We start from the raw sequence: 15,499 nt of genomic DNA, 5'->3' as shown, positions 1-15,499 counted from the left end.
CCGCGTTGCCGAGCAGCTCGGACAAGACCAGCTGCGCGGACTCGGCGGTCTCCAGGTCGACGCCGTGGGCGACCAGCACGGTCAGCGTCAGCGACCGCACGGTCTGCACGGTCTCCTGGTCGGCCGTCAGATGCGCGGTGATCCCGCCCAGGCGGTGCACCAGGTACAGGCCCGGACGCGGGGCGGGCAGGATCGGCTCGCTCGCGGTCAGGCCAGGCGCGGTGCCGGTACCGAAAACGGTGGCGGCCATCACCGGCCACCTCCCCGGGCCCTGCGCAGCGCCTCGTCCATGTGGGGGTCGCTGTCGCCGGGCGCGGTGTTCAGCAGCGCGGGGCGTGCGATGATGTTGTGCAGCAAGTCGTTGCCTCCATATCAGGCGACGTGGACGGCCCCGGGGCGCAACCCGGGGCCGTCGCTGTTGGTGGGGCGCGGTTCCTGCCGTCCCCCCGCCGGCCCCGCACCGGGGGACCGGGGCAGCGGCGACGGGCAGCGGCGCAGGAAGAACGCGGGCCGATCAGGCGTGGACCGGGGCCGGAGTGCCGGAGGCGTAGAGCATCGGCCGGCGGAACACCCAGCGCGGGCCGGACCGCAGCGGGCTGCGCGCGGCGACCAGCCGGTCCTCGGCGGGCGTACGGCGCTCGTCGGTGCGGGGCAGCTCCGCGTCGGCGTTCTTCTTCACCTTCGGGGTGCTGATCTCGATGAGCTGCTCGAGCAGGGCACGGGGAACGAGGGCGTAGCGCACGGGGATCTCCTGAGATGCGAAGCGGCGGCCCGGAACTCTCCGGGCCGCCGCGGTTGGCTGGTGGGTCCTGTTCAGTTGTGGAACCGGGCCGGGCCCGGCGTGGTGCTGGTCAGGCGGAGAGCTGCTGGCGCTTCCGGATGGGGTTCTCGGCCAGCACGTCCTCCGCGCTGCGCACCGCGCCGATCGGGCGGGCTCCGACCGGCACTGCTACGCCCTGGATCGGCTCGACGAGACGGCCGGTGATGTGCTGGGCCCGGCGGCGCTTCGCGAGCAGGAAGTCCACCTGCGCGTCCGGCCACTCGGCGGCGCGCTGCTTGGGCTGCTCCTTCGCCTGGCGGCGCTCGGCGAGCTGCTGCTCCTCCTCGGCCCGGGCCTGGGCGGCGCGGCGCTCCGGCTCCTGACGCAGCAGCTCGAGGTAGGTGACGGCCAGGCGCTCGCCGTCGGGGCAGTGCACGACGCGAAGCTTGCCGTCCTTCTTGCTGGTGGTGCAGGCCGCGCACCGGGTGCGGTGCGTCGCGTAGGTGCGGCGGGCGGTGTCGGCGGTGGGCGCGGCCGGGGTGAGCTGGTGGAGCGCCGGCGGCTTCGGGGTCGGCACCTTGCGCAGGACCTTGGTCGGCCGGCGGGCAGCGGCGTCGACACTGGCCTCAACCTGCCGCTCCCGCAGTCGAACTAGCGTCACGTCGATGATGACCAAGCGGTTCGAGTTGCTGCAGCGGCGGGCACCAGGGGTGCCGGCCTTCGCGGTGTGGTGCGGGGAGAGCTTCCAGCGCTTGGTGCCCTTGTCCAGGGTCAGCGGGCACCAGGTGTCGCAGGCCGGGCAGGCCAGGACCTCGGCGCGGTGAGTGAGCTGGACCATGGCGGGCGGGAGCTGCGACACCAGGAGCGGCGGCTGGGAGGAGACGTTGGTCGTGCGGGTCCGGCTCTTGCGCTGCCGGGCGGTGGGGATCGCGGTCGAGGTGGTCATCAGGTGCTCCTCGTCTGTACGGAGAAGGTGAGGGCCGCGTCGCGGTGCTCTCTCCGCTCCCCAGGCCGCACGGGAAATCCCGGCGCCCTGGGGAGCGGACAGCGCATCAGCGCTGCTGGGAGGCAGTCGCATGGGTTTGGTGGAGCTACCCGGCACCCGAACTGTGGGCGGCGACTGCGGTTTCGTGCCACGCGCATCACCGCCGGAACGGCAACCGCTGTTTAGCTCCGGCTTGTCAGCGCCGGCGTTGCAGATTCAAGGTAACCATCGTCGCTAACCATGTCAACATGGCTGGCATGCCTATCTATGCCGGGTGGCTAGATGTACGATGGCGCCCATGAGTAGCGACCCGAGCCGACAGCAGGTGCCGTATCAGCAACTGGTCCAAGCCGTGCTGACGCAGATTCGCCGCGGGGAACTTCGCCCCGGAGACAAGCTCCCGAGCACCCAACAGCTGGCCGCCGAGCATGGTGTTGCTGCCGGCACCGTGCAGCGGGCCCTCGCGGATCTGCGTTCTCGTGGCGTCGTTTACTCTCAGACCGGGCGTGGCAGCTTCGTAAGCTCGTCGGACGATAAGCCGACTGCAGCCCTGACGCTGGAGGGTCTGGCGCGCGAGCTCATTGAGCTGCGCGAGAGAGTCGAACAACTGGAACAGGCCCAGCGGTCCGGCACTTGATCCGCTCCTGCGATTTGCAAGCGACCACAACAACTGCTGCCCTCCCTTCCTGTGCGGCGTCCCGTTACTGCTGCGTCAACAAGCATCCGGATCCGCTGGGTTGGACGAGAGGTGCGCTCGTGGCACTGGTGTGGAACTAGCGTGGAACTCAGAGCTGACTGAACGTTAGGGGGGTGAGACGGTGGTCTCGGTTGAGCAGTGGAGCGGGCGGGAAGCCGTTCTGCTCCAGGCTGTGATGCGGGAGTCGATCCGGGGTTTCGCCGAGCGTCTCGGGATCTCTCCCCGCACCGTTACGAAGTGGCGAAAGGAGGGGACCGCCGTGGTCTGCCGCCCCGAGATGCAGCAGATCCTGGATACTGCTCTCGCCACTTGCACGGCGGAGGAGCAGGCTGCGTTTCGGCGACGTCTGGGTCTAGGAGAGCCGGCCGCCGATATCCCTCGTCAGACGTCCGTTCCGGCGGGAGGGCGATTCACTGTCGTTGCGCACCGGTTCCTGCCTCTGTACGCAGGGAAGGCGTGCGACGCCCTTTTTGCAGTGGGGCAGCCCCAGGTCGCTGGTGCTGGCGGCCTGGTTAGGCGAGCGCTGGACATGCAGCACCCGAGCGCTGGGTTAGCTCAGCTCCATGCGTTCGATTGTGGCGTCACTGTCCTGTACCTCGAAGAGTCAGTCGAGTTCGATTCTGTGACAGAGCTGGCGGTCTGGCGGTACCACTCCTACGCAGCCGACCGGGTCTGGGCGGGCAAGCAGCTCCGGGAGCTCCTCTCCCAGCACGGATGTGACGGCTCGTCGATGACGCCACCCGAGTATGTGCTCTCCGTGTACGAGCTGCGCGACCACGGTTGGGAGGGCAGCGCGCTGGAGACGGCGTTGCAGTTGCTGGCGACGCCCTCAGTGCTCGTCGACCGCTCGGGCGGTTCCCGGGTGGTTCCGCTCGGACCTGGCGTTGAGGCCGCGAAATTCAGCGAAGGTTGGGCTCACCCGGAGGCATTCGCGTTCGGGGGCGGTGTCTCTGAGGGCGTCGCGGCGTGGTCTGGGGTGGCATACCATCCGCGGCCGGAAGAGCGGGCTCTGACAATGTCCGACATCGTGGCCCTGGAGCTCGATACCCAGGCGCTGTGGGCCCTGTCGTCGCACATCCTGCAGATGGTCGAAGAGGGGCTAGACCCGGTCATGCCGGAGGCGTTCGGCTGGCGCTGGCTGCGGGGCGCGCTCACCCGGCTCACCACGGCACGGCCGTTGGAGACGGCGCAGCACCGGGTGATGCGTGAGGCGGTTCTGGCCACAAGTGAGCTTCCGGGGCGGCTGCGTGCTGCTCAAGAAGCGCTCCGAGACAGCAACCCGTGAGGAGGGAACTGGTGGATGTCCGTCGCGCAGTGCTCGTAGTTGTTGACGTCCAGGCCGGCTTCATCAACGACCACAGCCGGATCGTGGTGAGCGGCATCGTCGACCTCGTCCGGGCATGGCAGAGCGCCGGTCTTCCGGTAGTCGTTGCCCAGTTCCGAAACCCAGCCGGCTCGCCTTACGAGGTGATCACCGGCTGGACCAAGCTCCGTTCCGCGGATGAGCGAGCGCTCGCCCCGGAGCTGGAGCCACTCGCCAGCGGGGCCGTCGCGGTGATTGAGAAGACCGGCTCCAGCATCCTCACCTCGGAGTTTGAGGAGCTCGTCCGCACCGCTGGCTGGACCGACATCGTCCTGTGCGGGATCGACACCGACTCCTGTGTCTACGACTCCGCTGTAGCCACCTACCAGCATGGCTACCGTCCCTGGCTGGTCACCGACGCCTGCGCGTCCAGTGGCGGCGCCCAGTTCCACGACGCCGCACTCATGCTCGCCCGCCGCAACATCGGCGCCACCCAACTCATCAGCAGCAACGACCTCCTGGCCTGGATCCGCGACACCGTGGAGGTGGCATGAACACCGCGCAGTACGACGCCCAGCTCGTAATCATCGGGGCTGGCCCTGCTGGGTGCTCGGCGGCCCTGATGGCCGCGAGCCTCGGGTTGACCAGCGTCATCGTCGAGGCCACAGGTTCAATCGGCGGGAAACTCGCCTTTATCAAGGCGTCGGAGAACATCCCGGGTGGGTGGCTCACGGGCCCCGACCTGGCGGCGGCACTGACCGCCGACCTGAACCGTATCTCTTCCGGCTGCCACCTGATCACCGGCCTGGCCCAGGCCGTGGCCAGCCATGATGACCGAGTCGAGGTGCTTCTCGCCGACGGACGCACAGTGACCGGCGAGACCGCTGTCATCGCGACCGGAGTACACCCGCGGACCGCATCCGAGGCCGCATGGATCAAGCACAACAGCAGTAACACCTTCTCGCCACTGTGGCGTGCTCGGCCTGCTGACCTCTCCGGGCCGGCCGCTGTGCTGGGTGCGGACCGCCCCCTCGGAACCTGGCTACGCGGCCACCCCGAGTTCGACGGGATACTCGACGTCTTCTACACGGCTGAGGACAAGTACAAGGTCGACGAGGTCTTCGCAGATGCGCGGGTCCGACTCCACCTCGTCGAGTCCATCGAGGTGGACGGGGCAGCCCCGAGGGTCATCACCGCCCATCCAATGGCCGGACGTCTCCAACAATTCACTGCGGACACCGTTCTCCTGAACCTGGGCAGCGCTCCCGGGAGCCTTCCTGGCCTAGTGCAAGGGCCGGACGGCTATTGCCCGCCGGAGAGTCAGCACGCACGCATAACGACTGCTGGCGACCTCCGCTCTGCCCGCTACCAGCGGGTCATCACAGCCCAAGGTTCCGGTGCCCAGGCAGTCCTGACGCACTACTACAGCACCGCTTTGACTCCACCGGCGCGGGGGACACATGGATGACACAACCGGTGAGCCAACAAGCAGTTGCGTCTACGTGATCGCTGGAGCCGCCAGCGGCCCAGTGAAGATCGGCTGCACCACGGATCTGCAGCGCCGCCTGGCAACATTGCAGTGCGGCTCCCCCATCAAGCTCCAACTCCTGGCCACGTTCGCCGGCGGCCGGGAACTGGAAGCGGCACTTCACCGATTGCTGGCGACCCACCGGCTTGAGGGGGAGTGGTTCGACCTTGCTGACAAGGACCCCGTTGAGCTCGTATCCGATCTCGTGGGGCAGATCAACAAGGGAACGCTTCCGCAGCAAAGGGCCGCTCTCATTTCAAGCCCGTTCCGGCTTGCGATCTGCACCTGTGGGCATCTGGCCCAGAACCACGGCTGCCGCAGCATCACGATCGACGGGCGCCCGATGACCTGCGGCACCGATCTCCCCTACTCCACCAACAACGCTGACTGGCCTTGTCGGTGTGCTAACTATGAAGGACCGGGAGGCAAGACTGCGGTACCCCAACGGGAGATGACCGACATGCCGCCCTCCCGCTACTCCGTTGCGGAGCGCCTCGCCGATGGCAGCTGGGGGCCAGACCGCCCCCTATACCAAGATCCCGCAGGCCTCTGATGAGCTGGGCACCGGCAGTTCTGTCTCCCAGTCAGCATGTCGCTGCGTCAGTTCGACACGGAGGGTGGGGACGTGCATGCGGGGTGCTGCGGGGGAGTAGTCTGGTCCCGGACTTGATCCACGCCACAAATGAATTCGCCGCCCGGACCTTAGGCAAGTCCGAGCGGCGCGAATGGATCGGCGCCCCCGGCAAGGGGCCCTCTCCGCGGTCAGACCTGATGAAGGAGGTCGACATGTTGCAGCGTACCCGTACGCGCCCCGAAGCACACACGCGGCACCCCGCCGTGGACGCGATCACTCGTTGGTCGCTCCGGCGGGGTGCCGTCGTGTCTGTGTGTGGATACACCTCGCCCCCGAAGGGGGTTGTTGAGATGACGTAGCCGTCGTTCGCGGCTCGCGCCCCGGCCAAGGGGCTCCGCCGCCGACCGCTGCTGGTGATGCCACTCACCGAGCTCTGCGGTCAAACTTCACCGCCACCGAGCGCCAACTCGGTCGCGAAGGCCAGATCTCCGGCGCCAACCGGGTGATCAGGCGACTTTCAGGTTCTCGCCAGAACCAGCACCCACAAGAGGCGCCTTTTGCGTGTCCTCACGTCTCCGAAAGGACTGTTGTCATTTTGCAGCAGCCCCGCGCGGGCTGCCAGTGTCACCGTGCCCGTGGCGCCGTGTTCGGCGTCGCGCAGGCCGGTGCACTTGGCATCCCCGCTGATCGTTCCGCGTACCTCGATTCCGCTTCCCGCCTGGCCAGTCCGGGCCCGCTCGGACTAACCCGGATCTTCGCCACGCCGACGCGCCGTCAGCTTAGCGTGACACAAATCACTCTCCTGGAGTACGCCGGTTTCCTCCCTATTCCGTGCAGTTCGACCGCATCTACCGGATTCGGAGCTTCTGGGTTTCCCGGTGGTGCCCAATGAGCGCGGGCACTGCTGCGCTGACCGCAACCGTTCCCGGCCAGCGCCGGGAGCCGGTCGGTGTCGCGTCAGCGGGCGCCGTGGTGGTGTCGAAGGCGGCACGGCGGTTCGTGCCGTGCGCCTCGGAGCTGCCCCGGCTGATGGTGCCGGAGACGGAGCAGTCGGTGTCGAGCACGCGTGGTCGTCTCGTGCTGGACCCGTATACCTGGAAGCAGGCCGTGCACTGGGTGGTTGGGTCTGGCTTGTACGTGCCGGACTGGGAGCACGGGCCGAAGGAGATGGGCCGCTCGACGGTGTTGGTCGCCCAGGAGCTGGCCGCGTTGTCGCCGTGCCGCCCGGGCGTGGACTACCTGATGCGCAAACTGCGGCTGTCCGAGCGGACAGTGCAGAACCACCTGCGGATGCTGCGGGAGTCCGGGCTGCTGGTCTACGTCGCCAAGGGCACGCGGGTGCGCGGTGAGAAGCCGCAGGCATCGGAGTTCGCGCTGGTGATCCCGCCTCAGTTCGATGCGGCGCTGGGGATCCGGACGGTCGGTGAGGGTTCTCGGCGGCGGGTGGTCGGGATCGCAGAGGCCGGGCGGGCGGTGATGGCGCTGCTCGGCAAGCGGGCCTCGCGCAAGGTCCGGGCCACCCGGGCGAAGTCGGCTCCGAAGAGCACCGACAAGGGCCCGGTGACGGCCGCTCAGGCCACCGCCGGCCCCGTTCCGGCACAGCTGTCACAGGCCGCTGAGAGCGCCTCAGGAGCCGACTGCCGTTGCACCCCAATGGGGGGTGGTTGCTCAAGCTTTTCTGCTGACGGTTCTTCCCACCTTCCCCCTGAGAGCAAGCTCGCAAGCGGGAAGCCGAAGTCCACCAGCGCGAAGAAGTCCACGAAGGCGGGCCGGGGGGCCCGCAAGCTCAACCGCGTCGGCCGGCGCTACCAGCTGGCCTCCGAACTGGTGCGGCAGGTGCCGTGGCTGCGCCGGGCCCTGGTACCCCGGGTCGCATGGGTGATCCGGGAGGTCGCCGACGCCGGCTGGACCGACCTGGAGGTCATCGCCTGGCTGACCACCACCAGCGAGCCCACGCGCGGCTCCTGGCGGCCCACCGGCCTGCTCGCCTCCCGCCTGCACGGCGTCACCGCCATGCCCGGCTGGACCACCCCCACCGAGCGGGCCCGCGCGGTCGAGCGGTGGCGCGACTCCCGCGCTGCCGAACACGCTCGCCACGACCGCACCAACTCCACCGACGACTGGTCCCTGACCGACTGGCAGACCCCCCGCAGCAACGCGGCCAGCCGCCTCGCCAGCCAGGCCTTCGACCAGCTGCTGCACCCCGACGACCGAGACGCCCGGCCGCTCGAGTTCCTCGCCCAGACCGAGGACGGCCTGCTCGACCTCCAGCGGCTCGACCAGGCCACCGCACTGCAACTGGTCAAGGACGCCGAAGCCGATCCGTATCTGATCACCCTCGCTCTCCAGCAGTTCGGCGAGCACGTCGCCCGCCAGCTCTACACCGACGACCTGGTCGACCAGCACCTGCGCCTGCGCCACACCAGCGGCCACCTGGCCCTCCTCCGTCCCTGGGAGATCGCGTGACCATCACCGCCTCAGCCTCCGGCGTCGACATCGCCCGCATCGCCCTCAAGGCCGCCCAGGAAGCCGCCCGCGCCCGGGGCGCCGACGCCCCCTCCGGCCGCAGCGCCACCACCCGCCCGGCCCGCCGCACCACGCTGCGCACCGGCCGCGACCCCGTCTCGTTCGCCGACGCCCTGGCCGGCCTGGCCGCCGAGCGGGCCTGGAACGCGCCCACTGCCGGCGGCGGCGTCCTGGACCAGTGGGCCGCCATCGCCCCCGAACTGGTCGGCAAGGTCACCCCGGCCCACTACGACCCGCACACCGGCTTCCTCGACCTGCGCCCGGCCTCCCCGGCCTACGCCACCCAGCTGCGCCTGCTCGGCCGCCAGCTCATCGCCCGAATCAACGGCAAGATGGGCTCCACCGTCGTCCGCGACCTGCGGGTTCTCCCGCCCCGCGCCATCCCCGGCACCACCCCGGCTGCCCCGGAGACCAAGCGAGCCATCCCCGCCGAGCCGGACGCCCCGGTGAAGACCCGCGACGACGCCTCCGCCGGCTACCACCGCGCCCTGGCCGCCCACCAGAGCGTCCAACCCACCCGCGCCAGCACCAACCCGGCCATCGCAGCCGCCATCACCCGCCAGACCCAGCACCTCCTCGACCACCGCGAACCCGAGAGCGCCTTCGCCGAAGCCGTCGCCACTAAGGAGGCCGACGACCAGGCCGCCGCCCGCATCGCGGCCGCCACCAGCAGCCAGGCCCTCGCCGAACGCCGCGCCCGCAACGACAAGGCGCTCCGTGCCGGCGCCGTCCCGCTGCGCCCGGCGAGCCCTCCGATGACCAGCGGTGCCGCGTGAACCGAACCTGGCCTGAACCGCATCAGCGGAGTCCGGGCGGCCACTACCGTGAGCCCGTGACGAAGAAGCGCAGCGCCCGCAAGGGCACGGCCAACCGCGAGCAGGCCCGCCGACGAAGCCTCCAGGCCCGATACCCGTTCTACGTACCGATCTCCCAAGCGGAGGCCGAGCGCGAGGTCGGTGTCGAGCGGGCCGGCGAACTGCTCGCCCTTCACGACGGCAGCCTTCAGCGCGCGGACATCGAGCTCGACAAGCTCCTGACCAGCGGTACCTTCACGATGATCGAGACCCGCTTCCCGGACGGCCACACCTGGAACCAGTAGAGAAGGTGGACCATCCCCGCGGACGCGGGGAGCACTCCCGACACTGACCGTCGAGTTAGGTCGCCATGGGACCATCCCCGCAGGCGCGGGGAGCACGGCCCGTGCCGGCCACCCGAATCTGAGATGTAGGGACCATCCCCGCGGACGCGGGGAGCACCGGTCGCGTCATAGCTGATGGGCCCCCAATCCAGGGACCATCCCCGCGGACGCGGGGAGCACACTCGGTGAGCTGCGAGTTTATAGCTGGCGGGTGGGAAAAGAACGCACTTTCATAGAAACCGGCATATTAGACTTTTTACCCGCCCTGCGCCCCGTCCTTGCCGTGGAATGCCGGCAGAGAGCGCCTCGCTCCGACCAGCCACCAGAGCCAGAGAGCATCCCCGCGTCCGCGGGAACACAGCAAGCTGGCCCGCCTCGCCGGCTACACCGGGGGACCCTCCCCGCGGGTGCGGGGAGCAGGCTCGGTGGCCTGCTGTTTCACCGTCACAGCGGGCAGGAGTTGAGCACTTCGACCGGTTCCGACATTTGTCGCAAATGGGATGCCTTTCACATTTGGCCAGCCTGGGCGGTCGAGTCCAGGGTTATCGATGCTGGCGCGCGTCTTTGATGAATCTCGGTAAGTGGCAGACAAGCGTATGCGATTGGCTGTTGGGTGTCCGCGTGAACACATCCGGTGGAGTTTCGCTACTTGGTCCGGCACTGTCGCGGCAGGCCCGGGCGGTGTGGGCCAAGCATGACGTGACGACGGACGGTTGGTTGCCGCTGTGGCAGCACATGGCTGACAGCGGTGCGGTCGCGGGCCTGTTGTGGGATCAGTGGTTGCCGGAGGGGGTGCGGCGGCGGGTGGCGGAGGTGCTGCCCGGTGGGATGGTGGATGCACGGCGGTTGGCGGTGTGGCTTGCCGGGGTGCACGACATCGGGAAGGCGACGCCGGCGTTCGCGTGTCAGGTGGATGCGTTGGCGGACCGGATGCGTGTGGTCGGGTTGGAGATGCCGTACCGGCGGGAGATGGGTCAGGACCGGCGGATGGCACCGCACGGGTTGGCGGGGCAACTGCTGCTGCAGGAGTGGTTGGAGGAGCGGTGCGGCTGGCCGGGTCGGGCGACGGGGCAGTTCGCGGTGGTGATCGGTGGGCATCATGGTGTGCCGCCTGACCATGCGCAGGTCGGTGACCTGGGCGCGCGTCCGGCGCTGCTGCGGGCGACCGGTTCAGGCCGGCAGGTGTGGCGGCGGGTGCAGGAGGAACTTCTGGAGGCGTGCGCGGACCAGTTCGGCGTGCGCGAGCGGTTGGCGGCATGGCAGCGGGTGAAGCTGCCGCAGACGGTTCAGGTGCTGCTGTCGGCGCTGGTGATCGTGGCGGACTGGATCGCGAGCAACGCCGAACTGTTCCCCTACGCAGGGTTTGGACACTCGCCGTCGGTTGGGGACCGGGCGGTGGCGGCCTGGGCGGGGCTGGGTCTGCCGGAGCCGTGGCGGCCGCAATTGCCGGACGGCGGGGTGGCCGAGCTGTTCGCGGCGCGTTTCGCCCTGCCGCCTGGTGCGGAACTGCGCCCGGTGCAGGAGGCGGTGGTGCGGATGGCGCGCACGATGCCGGAGCCTGGGCTGCTGATCGTCGAGGCGCCGATGGGTGAGGGCAAGACGGAAGCCGCGTTGGCGGCGGCCGAGGTGTTGGCCGCGCGCAGTGGTGCGGGCGGGGTGTTCTTCGCGCTGCCGACGATGGCAACCAGCAATGCGATGTTTCCGCGCCTGTTGGCGTGGTTGGATCGGCTGCCAGCTCGGGACGGTGAGCGACTGTCGGTGCTGCTGGCGCACTCCAAGGCGGCGCTGAACGAGGACTTCGCGGAGCTAAGGTCGGGTTCCTGGCAGCGAATCGCGGCGGTTGATGCAGACGGCGCGCAGGAGCCGCCCCGGCCGGGCGGGGATGAGCGGGCCGCGCCGGCGGAGTTGGTGGCGCACCAGTGGTTGGGCGGCCGGAAGAAGGGGATGTTGTCGTCGTTCGTGGCCGGGACGATCGATCAGTTGCTGTTCGCGGGCTTGAAGTCCCGTCATTTGGCGCTGAGGCATTTGGCGTTGGCGGGCAAGGTGGTGGTGATCGATGAGGCACACGCTTACGACACGTACATGAACGCGTACCTGGACCGGGTGCTTGGGTGGCTGGGTGAGTACCGGGTGCCGGTGGTGGTGCTGTCCGCGACGCTGCCGGCCGACCGGCGACAACAGTTGGCGCAGGCGTATGCGGGCGTCGGTGGCCCGGGGGATGGATTCGCTGCGGTGGGTGCGGCGGATGGTTATCCGTTGGTGACCGCCGTTGCCGTGGGCCATGCGCCGGTGCAGGAGTTGCCTGGGGTGTCCGGGCGCCGCAGCCGGGTGCGTGTGGGCGCGTTGTCGGATGATCTGGAGGTTTTGGGCGACCGGTTGGAGCGTGAGCTGGCCGGCGGGGGGTGTGCCCTGGTGGTTCGCAACACGGTAGACCGGGTGCTGGAGACGGCCAGGGTGCTGCGTGAGCGGTTCGGTGCCGGCGAGGTGACGGTCGCGCATGCCCGGTTCATCGACGTCGACCGGGCGGTGAAGGACAGGCTGCTGTTGGAGTGGTTCGGTCCGCCGGAGTTGAGCGGTGGACGCCGCCCGGGTCGGCATGTGGTGGTGGCGAGCCAGGTCGTCGAGCAGTCGCTGGACGTGGATTTCGACTTGCTGATCACTGATCTTGCTCCTGTGGATCTGCTGTTGCAGCGCATGGGGCGGCTGCACCGTCACTGGCGTGGCAGCCGGCCGGAGCGGCTTCGTGAGCCGCTGTGTCTGGTGACTGGTGTGACCGACTGGGGTGGCGTGCCGCCGGGAGCGGTGCCTGGATCGCAGGCCGTCTATGGGTCGTATGCGCTGCTGCGTTCGGCTGCGGTCCTGGCGCTGCCGGCGGAGGGTGTGTGTCGCGTGGTGGACCTGCCGCAGGACATCAGTCCACTGGTGCAGCAGGCGTACGGTGCCGGCCTGGCCGGACCGGCCGCGTGGGCGGAGGCGGTGGATGGTGCACGCCGCGAGTGGGAGGCGCTGCGGGCGGCCAAGACGAAGGCGGCGGACACGTTCCGTATCGCCGCGGCGGCACGGCCCGGCCGGTCCTTGGTGGGCTGGCTGGCGGCCGGGGTGGGAGACGCGGATGACACCCGGGCCGGGCGGGCGCAGGTGCGCGATGCGCCGGAGAGTTTGGAGGTCGTCGTGGTCGAAGAACTCGATGACGGGTCGCTGGCGACGGTCGGCTGGGCCGATGGTGGACGTGGGGGCTTGCCGCTGCCGACCGACGCGGTCCCTGCTCCGCGGGCGGCGAAGGCCGCGGCGGCGTGCACGCTGCGGTTGCCGGCGCGGATGGCGAAGCCGTACGTGATCGATCGCGTGATCGCCGAACTCGAACGTTTCTGCGTCCCGAACTGGCAGGTGAAGGACAGTGTGTGGCTGGCGGGCGAGCTGATCTTGCCGATTCGGCCCGGTTGTCAGGCCTCTGTGGCAGGGTTCCGGCTCAGCTACAGCCGCGATGACGGACTCGAGGTGTCCCGTGAGTAGTGATCAGTTATCCGTGCCGATGGGCTTGTTGTCGTTTCCCTTGACGGACCAGCCGTGGCTTCCTGTGCAGTTGCTGGTCGGTGGTGAGAGCGAGTTGTCGCTGCGTCAGGTCTTCGCGCAGGCCAGTCGTATCCGGCGGCTGGCGGGTGAGCTGCCCACCCAGGACTTCTCACTCATCCGGCTGCTGCTGGCGATCCTGTACGACGCCCTGGACGGGCCGGCCGACGCCGAAGCCTGGGCCGAGCTGTGGGAGGCCGACGACCCGTTCGCGGCGGTGCCCGGCTACCTGAACGAGCACCAAGACCGGTTCGACTTGTTCCACCCGTGCACGCCGTTCTTCCAGACGCCTGGCCTGCGCACCGCGGCCGATGAGGTGTTCTCGCTCAACCGGATCGTCGCGGACGTACCCAACGGCAGCCCGTTCTTCACCGCGCGCTTCCCGGGTGCGGGGCGGATCGGCTTCGCCGAGGCCGCGCGGTGGGTGGTGCACGCCCAGGCGTACGACACCTCGGGCATCAAAAGCGGTGTCGTCGGCGATCCGCGGGCGAAAAACGGCAAGGCGTATCCGCAGGGCGTTGCGTGGGCGGGCAACCTCGGCGGCGTGCTGGCCGAGGGGCCGACGCTGCGCGAGACGCTGCTGCTGAACCTGCTGGCCTTGGATCAGCTGCCCGCCTGGGCGGGCGGGGATGTGCCTGCCTGGCGCCGGCCACCCACCGGGCCCGGTGCGGCCGGTGATCTGGCCAACCGACCGGCGGGTCCGCGGGACTTGTACAGCTGGCAGTCGCGCCGGCTGTTGTTGCACGCGGACGCAGGCGGCGTGCACGGGGTGGTGCTGAGCTACGGCGACCCGCTGGCTGCGCCCAACCTCCACATCGTGGAGCCGATGTCCGCCTGGCGGCGCAGCCAGGCCCAGGAGAAGAAGCTCGGCAGGTCGCCGGTGTACTTGCCGCGCGAGCATGATCCGGCCCGTGCCGCCTGGCGCGGCCTTGAAGCCCTCATCGCCCCGCGCGACCAGGGTGCGGCCTCGGGCGGCGAGCCTGCCCCGATGCTGCGGCCCGGCCTGGTGCAGTGGCTGGCGCGGCTGACGACCGAGGGGTTCCTGGCACGAGGCACGCTGGTGCGGCTGCGCACATTCGGGGCGCTGTACGGCACACAGCAGTCCGTCATCGATGAGGTGACCAGCGATGCGATAGCCATGGCCGTTGTGCTGCTTCACGAGGCCGACCGCGAACTTGGACAAGCGGCCGTCGATGCCGTCGCCGACGCCGACTTGGCGGTGCGCGCCCTTGGTGATCTGGTCGTGGACCTGGCTCGGGCGGCGGGCAGCGAGTCGGAGGCCGGGCGTGATGCCGCCCGCGACGCGGGTTTCGGCGCACTCGACGGTCCCTACCGGTTGTGGCTGGCAGGGCTCAGCGAAGGTGACGATCCGCAGCACGCGCGCGCCGCATGGCAGCACACTGCGCGGCGCCTGATCGGGCGCCTTGGCGAGGAACTGATCGCGGCCGCCGGCGACGCGGCCTGGCAGGGCCGGGTGTTCTCCCACGCCAAAGGCCAGACGTGGCTGAACGCTGCCTTGGCCGACCGGTGGTTCCGCTCCCGGCTGAGCAGAGCCCTGCCGCATGGCCAATCTACTCCTGCGCTGCCGGCGCAGGCAGTGCCTGCCGATCTCGAACGCACGTCCGTCGACGACTCCCGGAAGGTGCCCGCATGACCACCGTCCCCGATGCCCTGGCCGTACCGTCCGCCGAGCTGGACACCGTCCGCGGCCTGGTCGGGCGCGAGATCGCGCGGCTGCAGCGCGGCTATCTCGCCGACCGCTCCGATGCCGTCGCCGCGCTGGCCCGGCTGCGGCGGGGCGCCGGGCGTGATGTGGCCGCCATCCCGGACCTTTGGGGCCTGATTGATCTGGAACCGCTGTACGCGGACGCCTGGTTGCGCAAGGACGCCGCCGAGAACGCCGTCTACACCTCCATGACCCTGTGGTCCCTGCACCAGCAATCACGAGGCAGTGGCATGCACCGGCCCGGCGTCGAGCTCGGAGCGGCCGTGCGCCGGCTCATGCCGGCCGGCGAGATCGACGAACCGGTCCGCAAGCGCTTCGTCCGCGCAGGTACCTCCGCGGACCTGACCGTCCTCGCGAGCCGGCTGCGCGAAATCGTCCTGCTGCTGCGCCGCGAGGACATCGCCCTGGACTACGCCCTGCTGGCCGACCAGCTCTACCACTGGCAGCGACCCGGCGGCTCGGACCGCGTGCGCCGCGTCTGGGGCCGTGCCTTCCACGCCCACCGCTCCACTCCCGACGACAACACCGGCAACGACGGCGACGACAGCAGTGCCGACACCACCACCGACCCGAAGGACGCCTCGTGACCGCTCGCCTCATCCTCGACGTGCACGCCCTGCAAAACGTCCCGCCCAGCAACCTGAACCGCGACGACACCGGCGCCCCCAAGACCGCTATCTACGGAGGCGTCA

Annotated in this window: 14 protein-coding genes and 1 pseudogene; 12 read left to right on the top strand and 3 right to left on the bottom strand. The window is 69.6% G+C overall.

Annotation, left to right across the window (positions count from 1 at the left end; all coding sequences use genetic code 11):
* The 3 genes and pseudogenes from LN042_RS35790 to LN042_RS35780 all read right to left on the bottom strand — a co-directional run.
* Positions 1 to 250, bottom strand: a pseudogene (locus tag LN042_RS35790) (hypothetical protein); the annotation flags it as partial.
* 264 nt (positions 251 to 514) lie between these two features.
* Positions 515 to 742 (bottom strand): hypothetical protein, encoded by a 228-nt coding sequence (locus LN042_RS35785; protein WP_230055639.1) that lies wholly within the window; start codon positions 740 to 742, stop codon positions 515 to 517.
* Between the two features lie 109 nt (positions 743 to 851).
* Entirely contained in the window at positions 852 to 1,706 is an 855-nt protein-coding gene (locus LN042_RS35780) for a hypothetical protein (protein ID WP_230055638.1), read from the bottom strand.
* Between the two features lie 337 nt (positions 1,707 to 2,043).
* On the opposite strand from LN042_RS35780, the gene LN042_RS35775 reads away from it, so the two are divergent.
* From LN042_RS35775 to LN042_RS35715, 12 genes are all read left to right on the top strand, one after another.
* Complete coding sequence (locus LN042_RS35775) at positions 2,044 to 2,382, top strand: GntR family transcriptional regulator (protein ID WP_230055637.1); 339 nt, start codon at positions 2,044 to 2,046, stop codon at positions 2,380 to 2,382.
* A 181-nt stretch (positions 2,383 to 2,563) separates the two neighbouring features.
* The gene (locus LN042_RS35770) at positions 2,564 to 3,727 is read left to right on the top strand and encodes a helix-turn-helix domain-containing protein (RefSeq protein ID WP_230055636.1); all 1,164 of its coding nucleotides are present in this window, start codon (positions 2,564 to 2,566) and stop codon (positions 3,725 to 3,727) included.
* Positions 3,728 to 3,738: 11 nt separating this feature from the next.
* Positions 3,739 to 4,299: a cysteine hydrolase family protein gene (locus LN042_RS35765; protein WP_230055635.1), complete on the top strand. Its 561-nt coding sequence runs from the start codon at positions 3,739 to 3,741 to the stop codon at positions 4,297 to 4,299.
* Positions 4,296 to 5,213, top strand: coding sequence for an NAD(P)/FAD-dependent oxidoreductase (locus LN042_RS35760; RefSeq protein ID WP_230055634.1), 918 nt, complete (start codon positions 4,296 to 4,298; stop codon positions 5,211 to 5,213). The genes LN042_RS35765 and LN042_RS35760 overlap by 4 nt, the downstream gene beginning before the upstream one ends.
* A complete protein-coding gene (locus tag LN042_RS35755; protein WP_230055633.1) occupies positions 5,206 to 5,826 on the top strand; it encodes a GIY-YIG nuclease family protein in 621 nt (206 codons plus the stop codon). Before LN042_RS35760 ends, LN042_RS35755 begins: the two co-directional genes overlap by 8 nt.
* A 909-nt stretch (positions 5,827 to 6,735) precedes the next feature.
* Positions 6,736 to 8,313 carry a helix-turn-helix domain-containing protein gene (locus LN042_RS35750; protein WP_230055632.1) on the top strand — a complete coding sequence of 526 codons (1,578 nt, stop codon included), beginning with the start codon at positions 6,736 to 6,738 and terminating at the stop codon, positions 8,311 to 8,313.
* Positions 8,310 to 9,149 carry a DciA family protein gene (locus tag LN042_RS37565; RefSeq protein ID WP_308191921.1) on the top strand — a complete coding sequence of 280 codons (840 nt, stop codon included), beginning with the start codon at positions 8,310 to 8,312 and terminating at the stop codon, positions 9,147 to 9,149. The genes LN042_RS35750 and LN042_RS37565 overlap by 4 nt, the downstream gene beginning before the upstream one ends.
* 56 nt (positions 9,150 to 9,205) lie before the next feature.
* Positions 9,206 to 9,472, top strand: coding sequence for a hypothetical protein (locus tag LN042_RS35735; RefSeq protein WP_230055631.1), 267 nt, complete (start codon positions 9,206 to 9,208; stop codon positions 9,470 to 9,472).
* Between the two features lie 660 nt (positions 9,473 to 10,132).
* Positions 10,133 to 13,024, top strand: coding sequence for a CRISPR-associated helicase Cas3' (gene cas3 / locus LN042_RS35730; RefSeq protein ID WP_443667722.1), 2,892 nt, complete (start codon positions 10,133 to 10,135; stop codon positions 13,022 to 13,024).
* On the top strand, positions 12,996 to 14,735 hold the full coding sequence (gene casA / locus LN042_RS35725) for a type I-E CRISPR-associated protein Cse1/CasA (RefSeq protein WP_372495882.1): 1,740 nt from the start codon (positions 12,996 to 12,998) through the stop codon (positions 14,733 to 14,735). The genes cas3 and casA overlap by 29 nt, the downstream gene beginning before the upstream one ends.
* A complete protein-coding gene (gene casB / locus LN042_RS35720) occupies positions 14,732 to 15,394 on the top strand; it encodes a type I-E CRISPR-associated protein Cse2/CasB (protein ID WP_230055630.1) in 663 nt (220 codons plus the stop codon). The genes casA and casB overlap by 4 nt, the downstream gene beginning before the upstream one ends.
* A partial coding sequence (locus tag LN042_RS35715; RefSeq protein WP_230055640.1) for a type I-E CRISPR-associated protein Cas7/Cse4/CasC occupies positions 15,391 to 15,499 on the top strand: 109 nt, incomplete at its 3' end. The genes casB and LN042_RS35715, both read left to right, overlap by 4 nt.

The organism is Kitasatospora humi (assembly GCF_020907985.1).
GTDB lineage: Bacteria > Actinomycetota > Actinomycetes > Streptomycetales > Streptomycetaceae > Kitasatospora > Kitasatospora humi.
The sequence above is the reverse complement of the archived record's forward strand: the minus strand, read 5'-3'. Positions and strand labels throughout refer to the sequence as shown.

Bases quoted from the DNA above. Each gene is read 5' to 3' on its own strand.
- LN042_RS35780 (WP_230055638.1), bottom strand. From the start codon at position 1,706: ATGACCACCTCGACCGCGATCCCCACCGCCCGGCAGCGCAAGAGCCGG.
- LN042_RS35775 (WP_230055637.1), top strand. From the start codon at position 2,044: ATGAGTAGCGACCCGAGCCGACAGCAGGTGCCGTATCAGCAACTGGTC.
- LN042_RS35760 (WP_230055634.1), top strand. From the start codon at position 4,296: ATGAACACCGCGCAGTACGACGCCCAGCTCGTAATCATCGGGGCTGGC.
- LN042_RS35755 (WP_230055633.1), top strand. From the start codon at position 5,206: ATGGATGACACAACCGGTGAGCCAACAAGCAGTTGCGTCTACGTGATC.
- LN042_RS35750 (WP_230055632.1), top strand. From the start codon at position 6,736: ATGAGCGCGGGCACTGCTGCGCTGACCGCAACCGTTCCCGGCCAGCGC.
- casA (WP_372495882.1), top strand. From the start codon at position 12,996: ATGACGGACTCGAGGTGTCCCGTGAGTAGTGATCAGTTATCCGTGCCG.
- casB (WP_230055630.1), top strand. From the start codon at position 14,732: ATGACCACCGTCCCCGATGCCCTGGCCGTACCGTCCGCCGAGCTGGAC.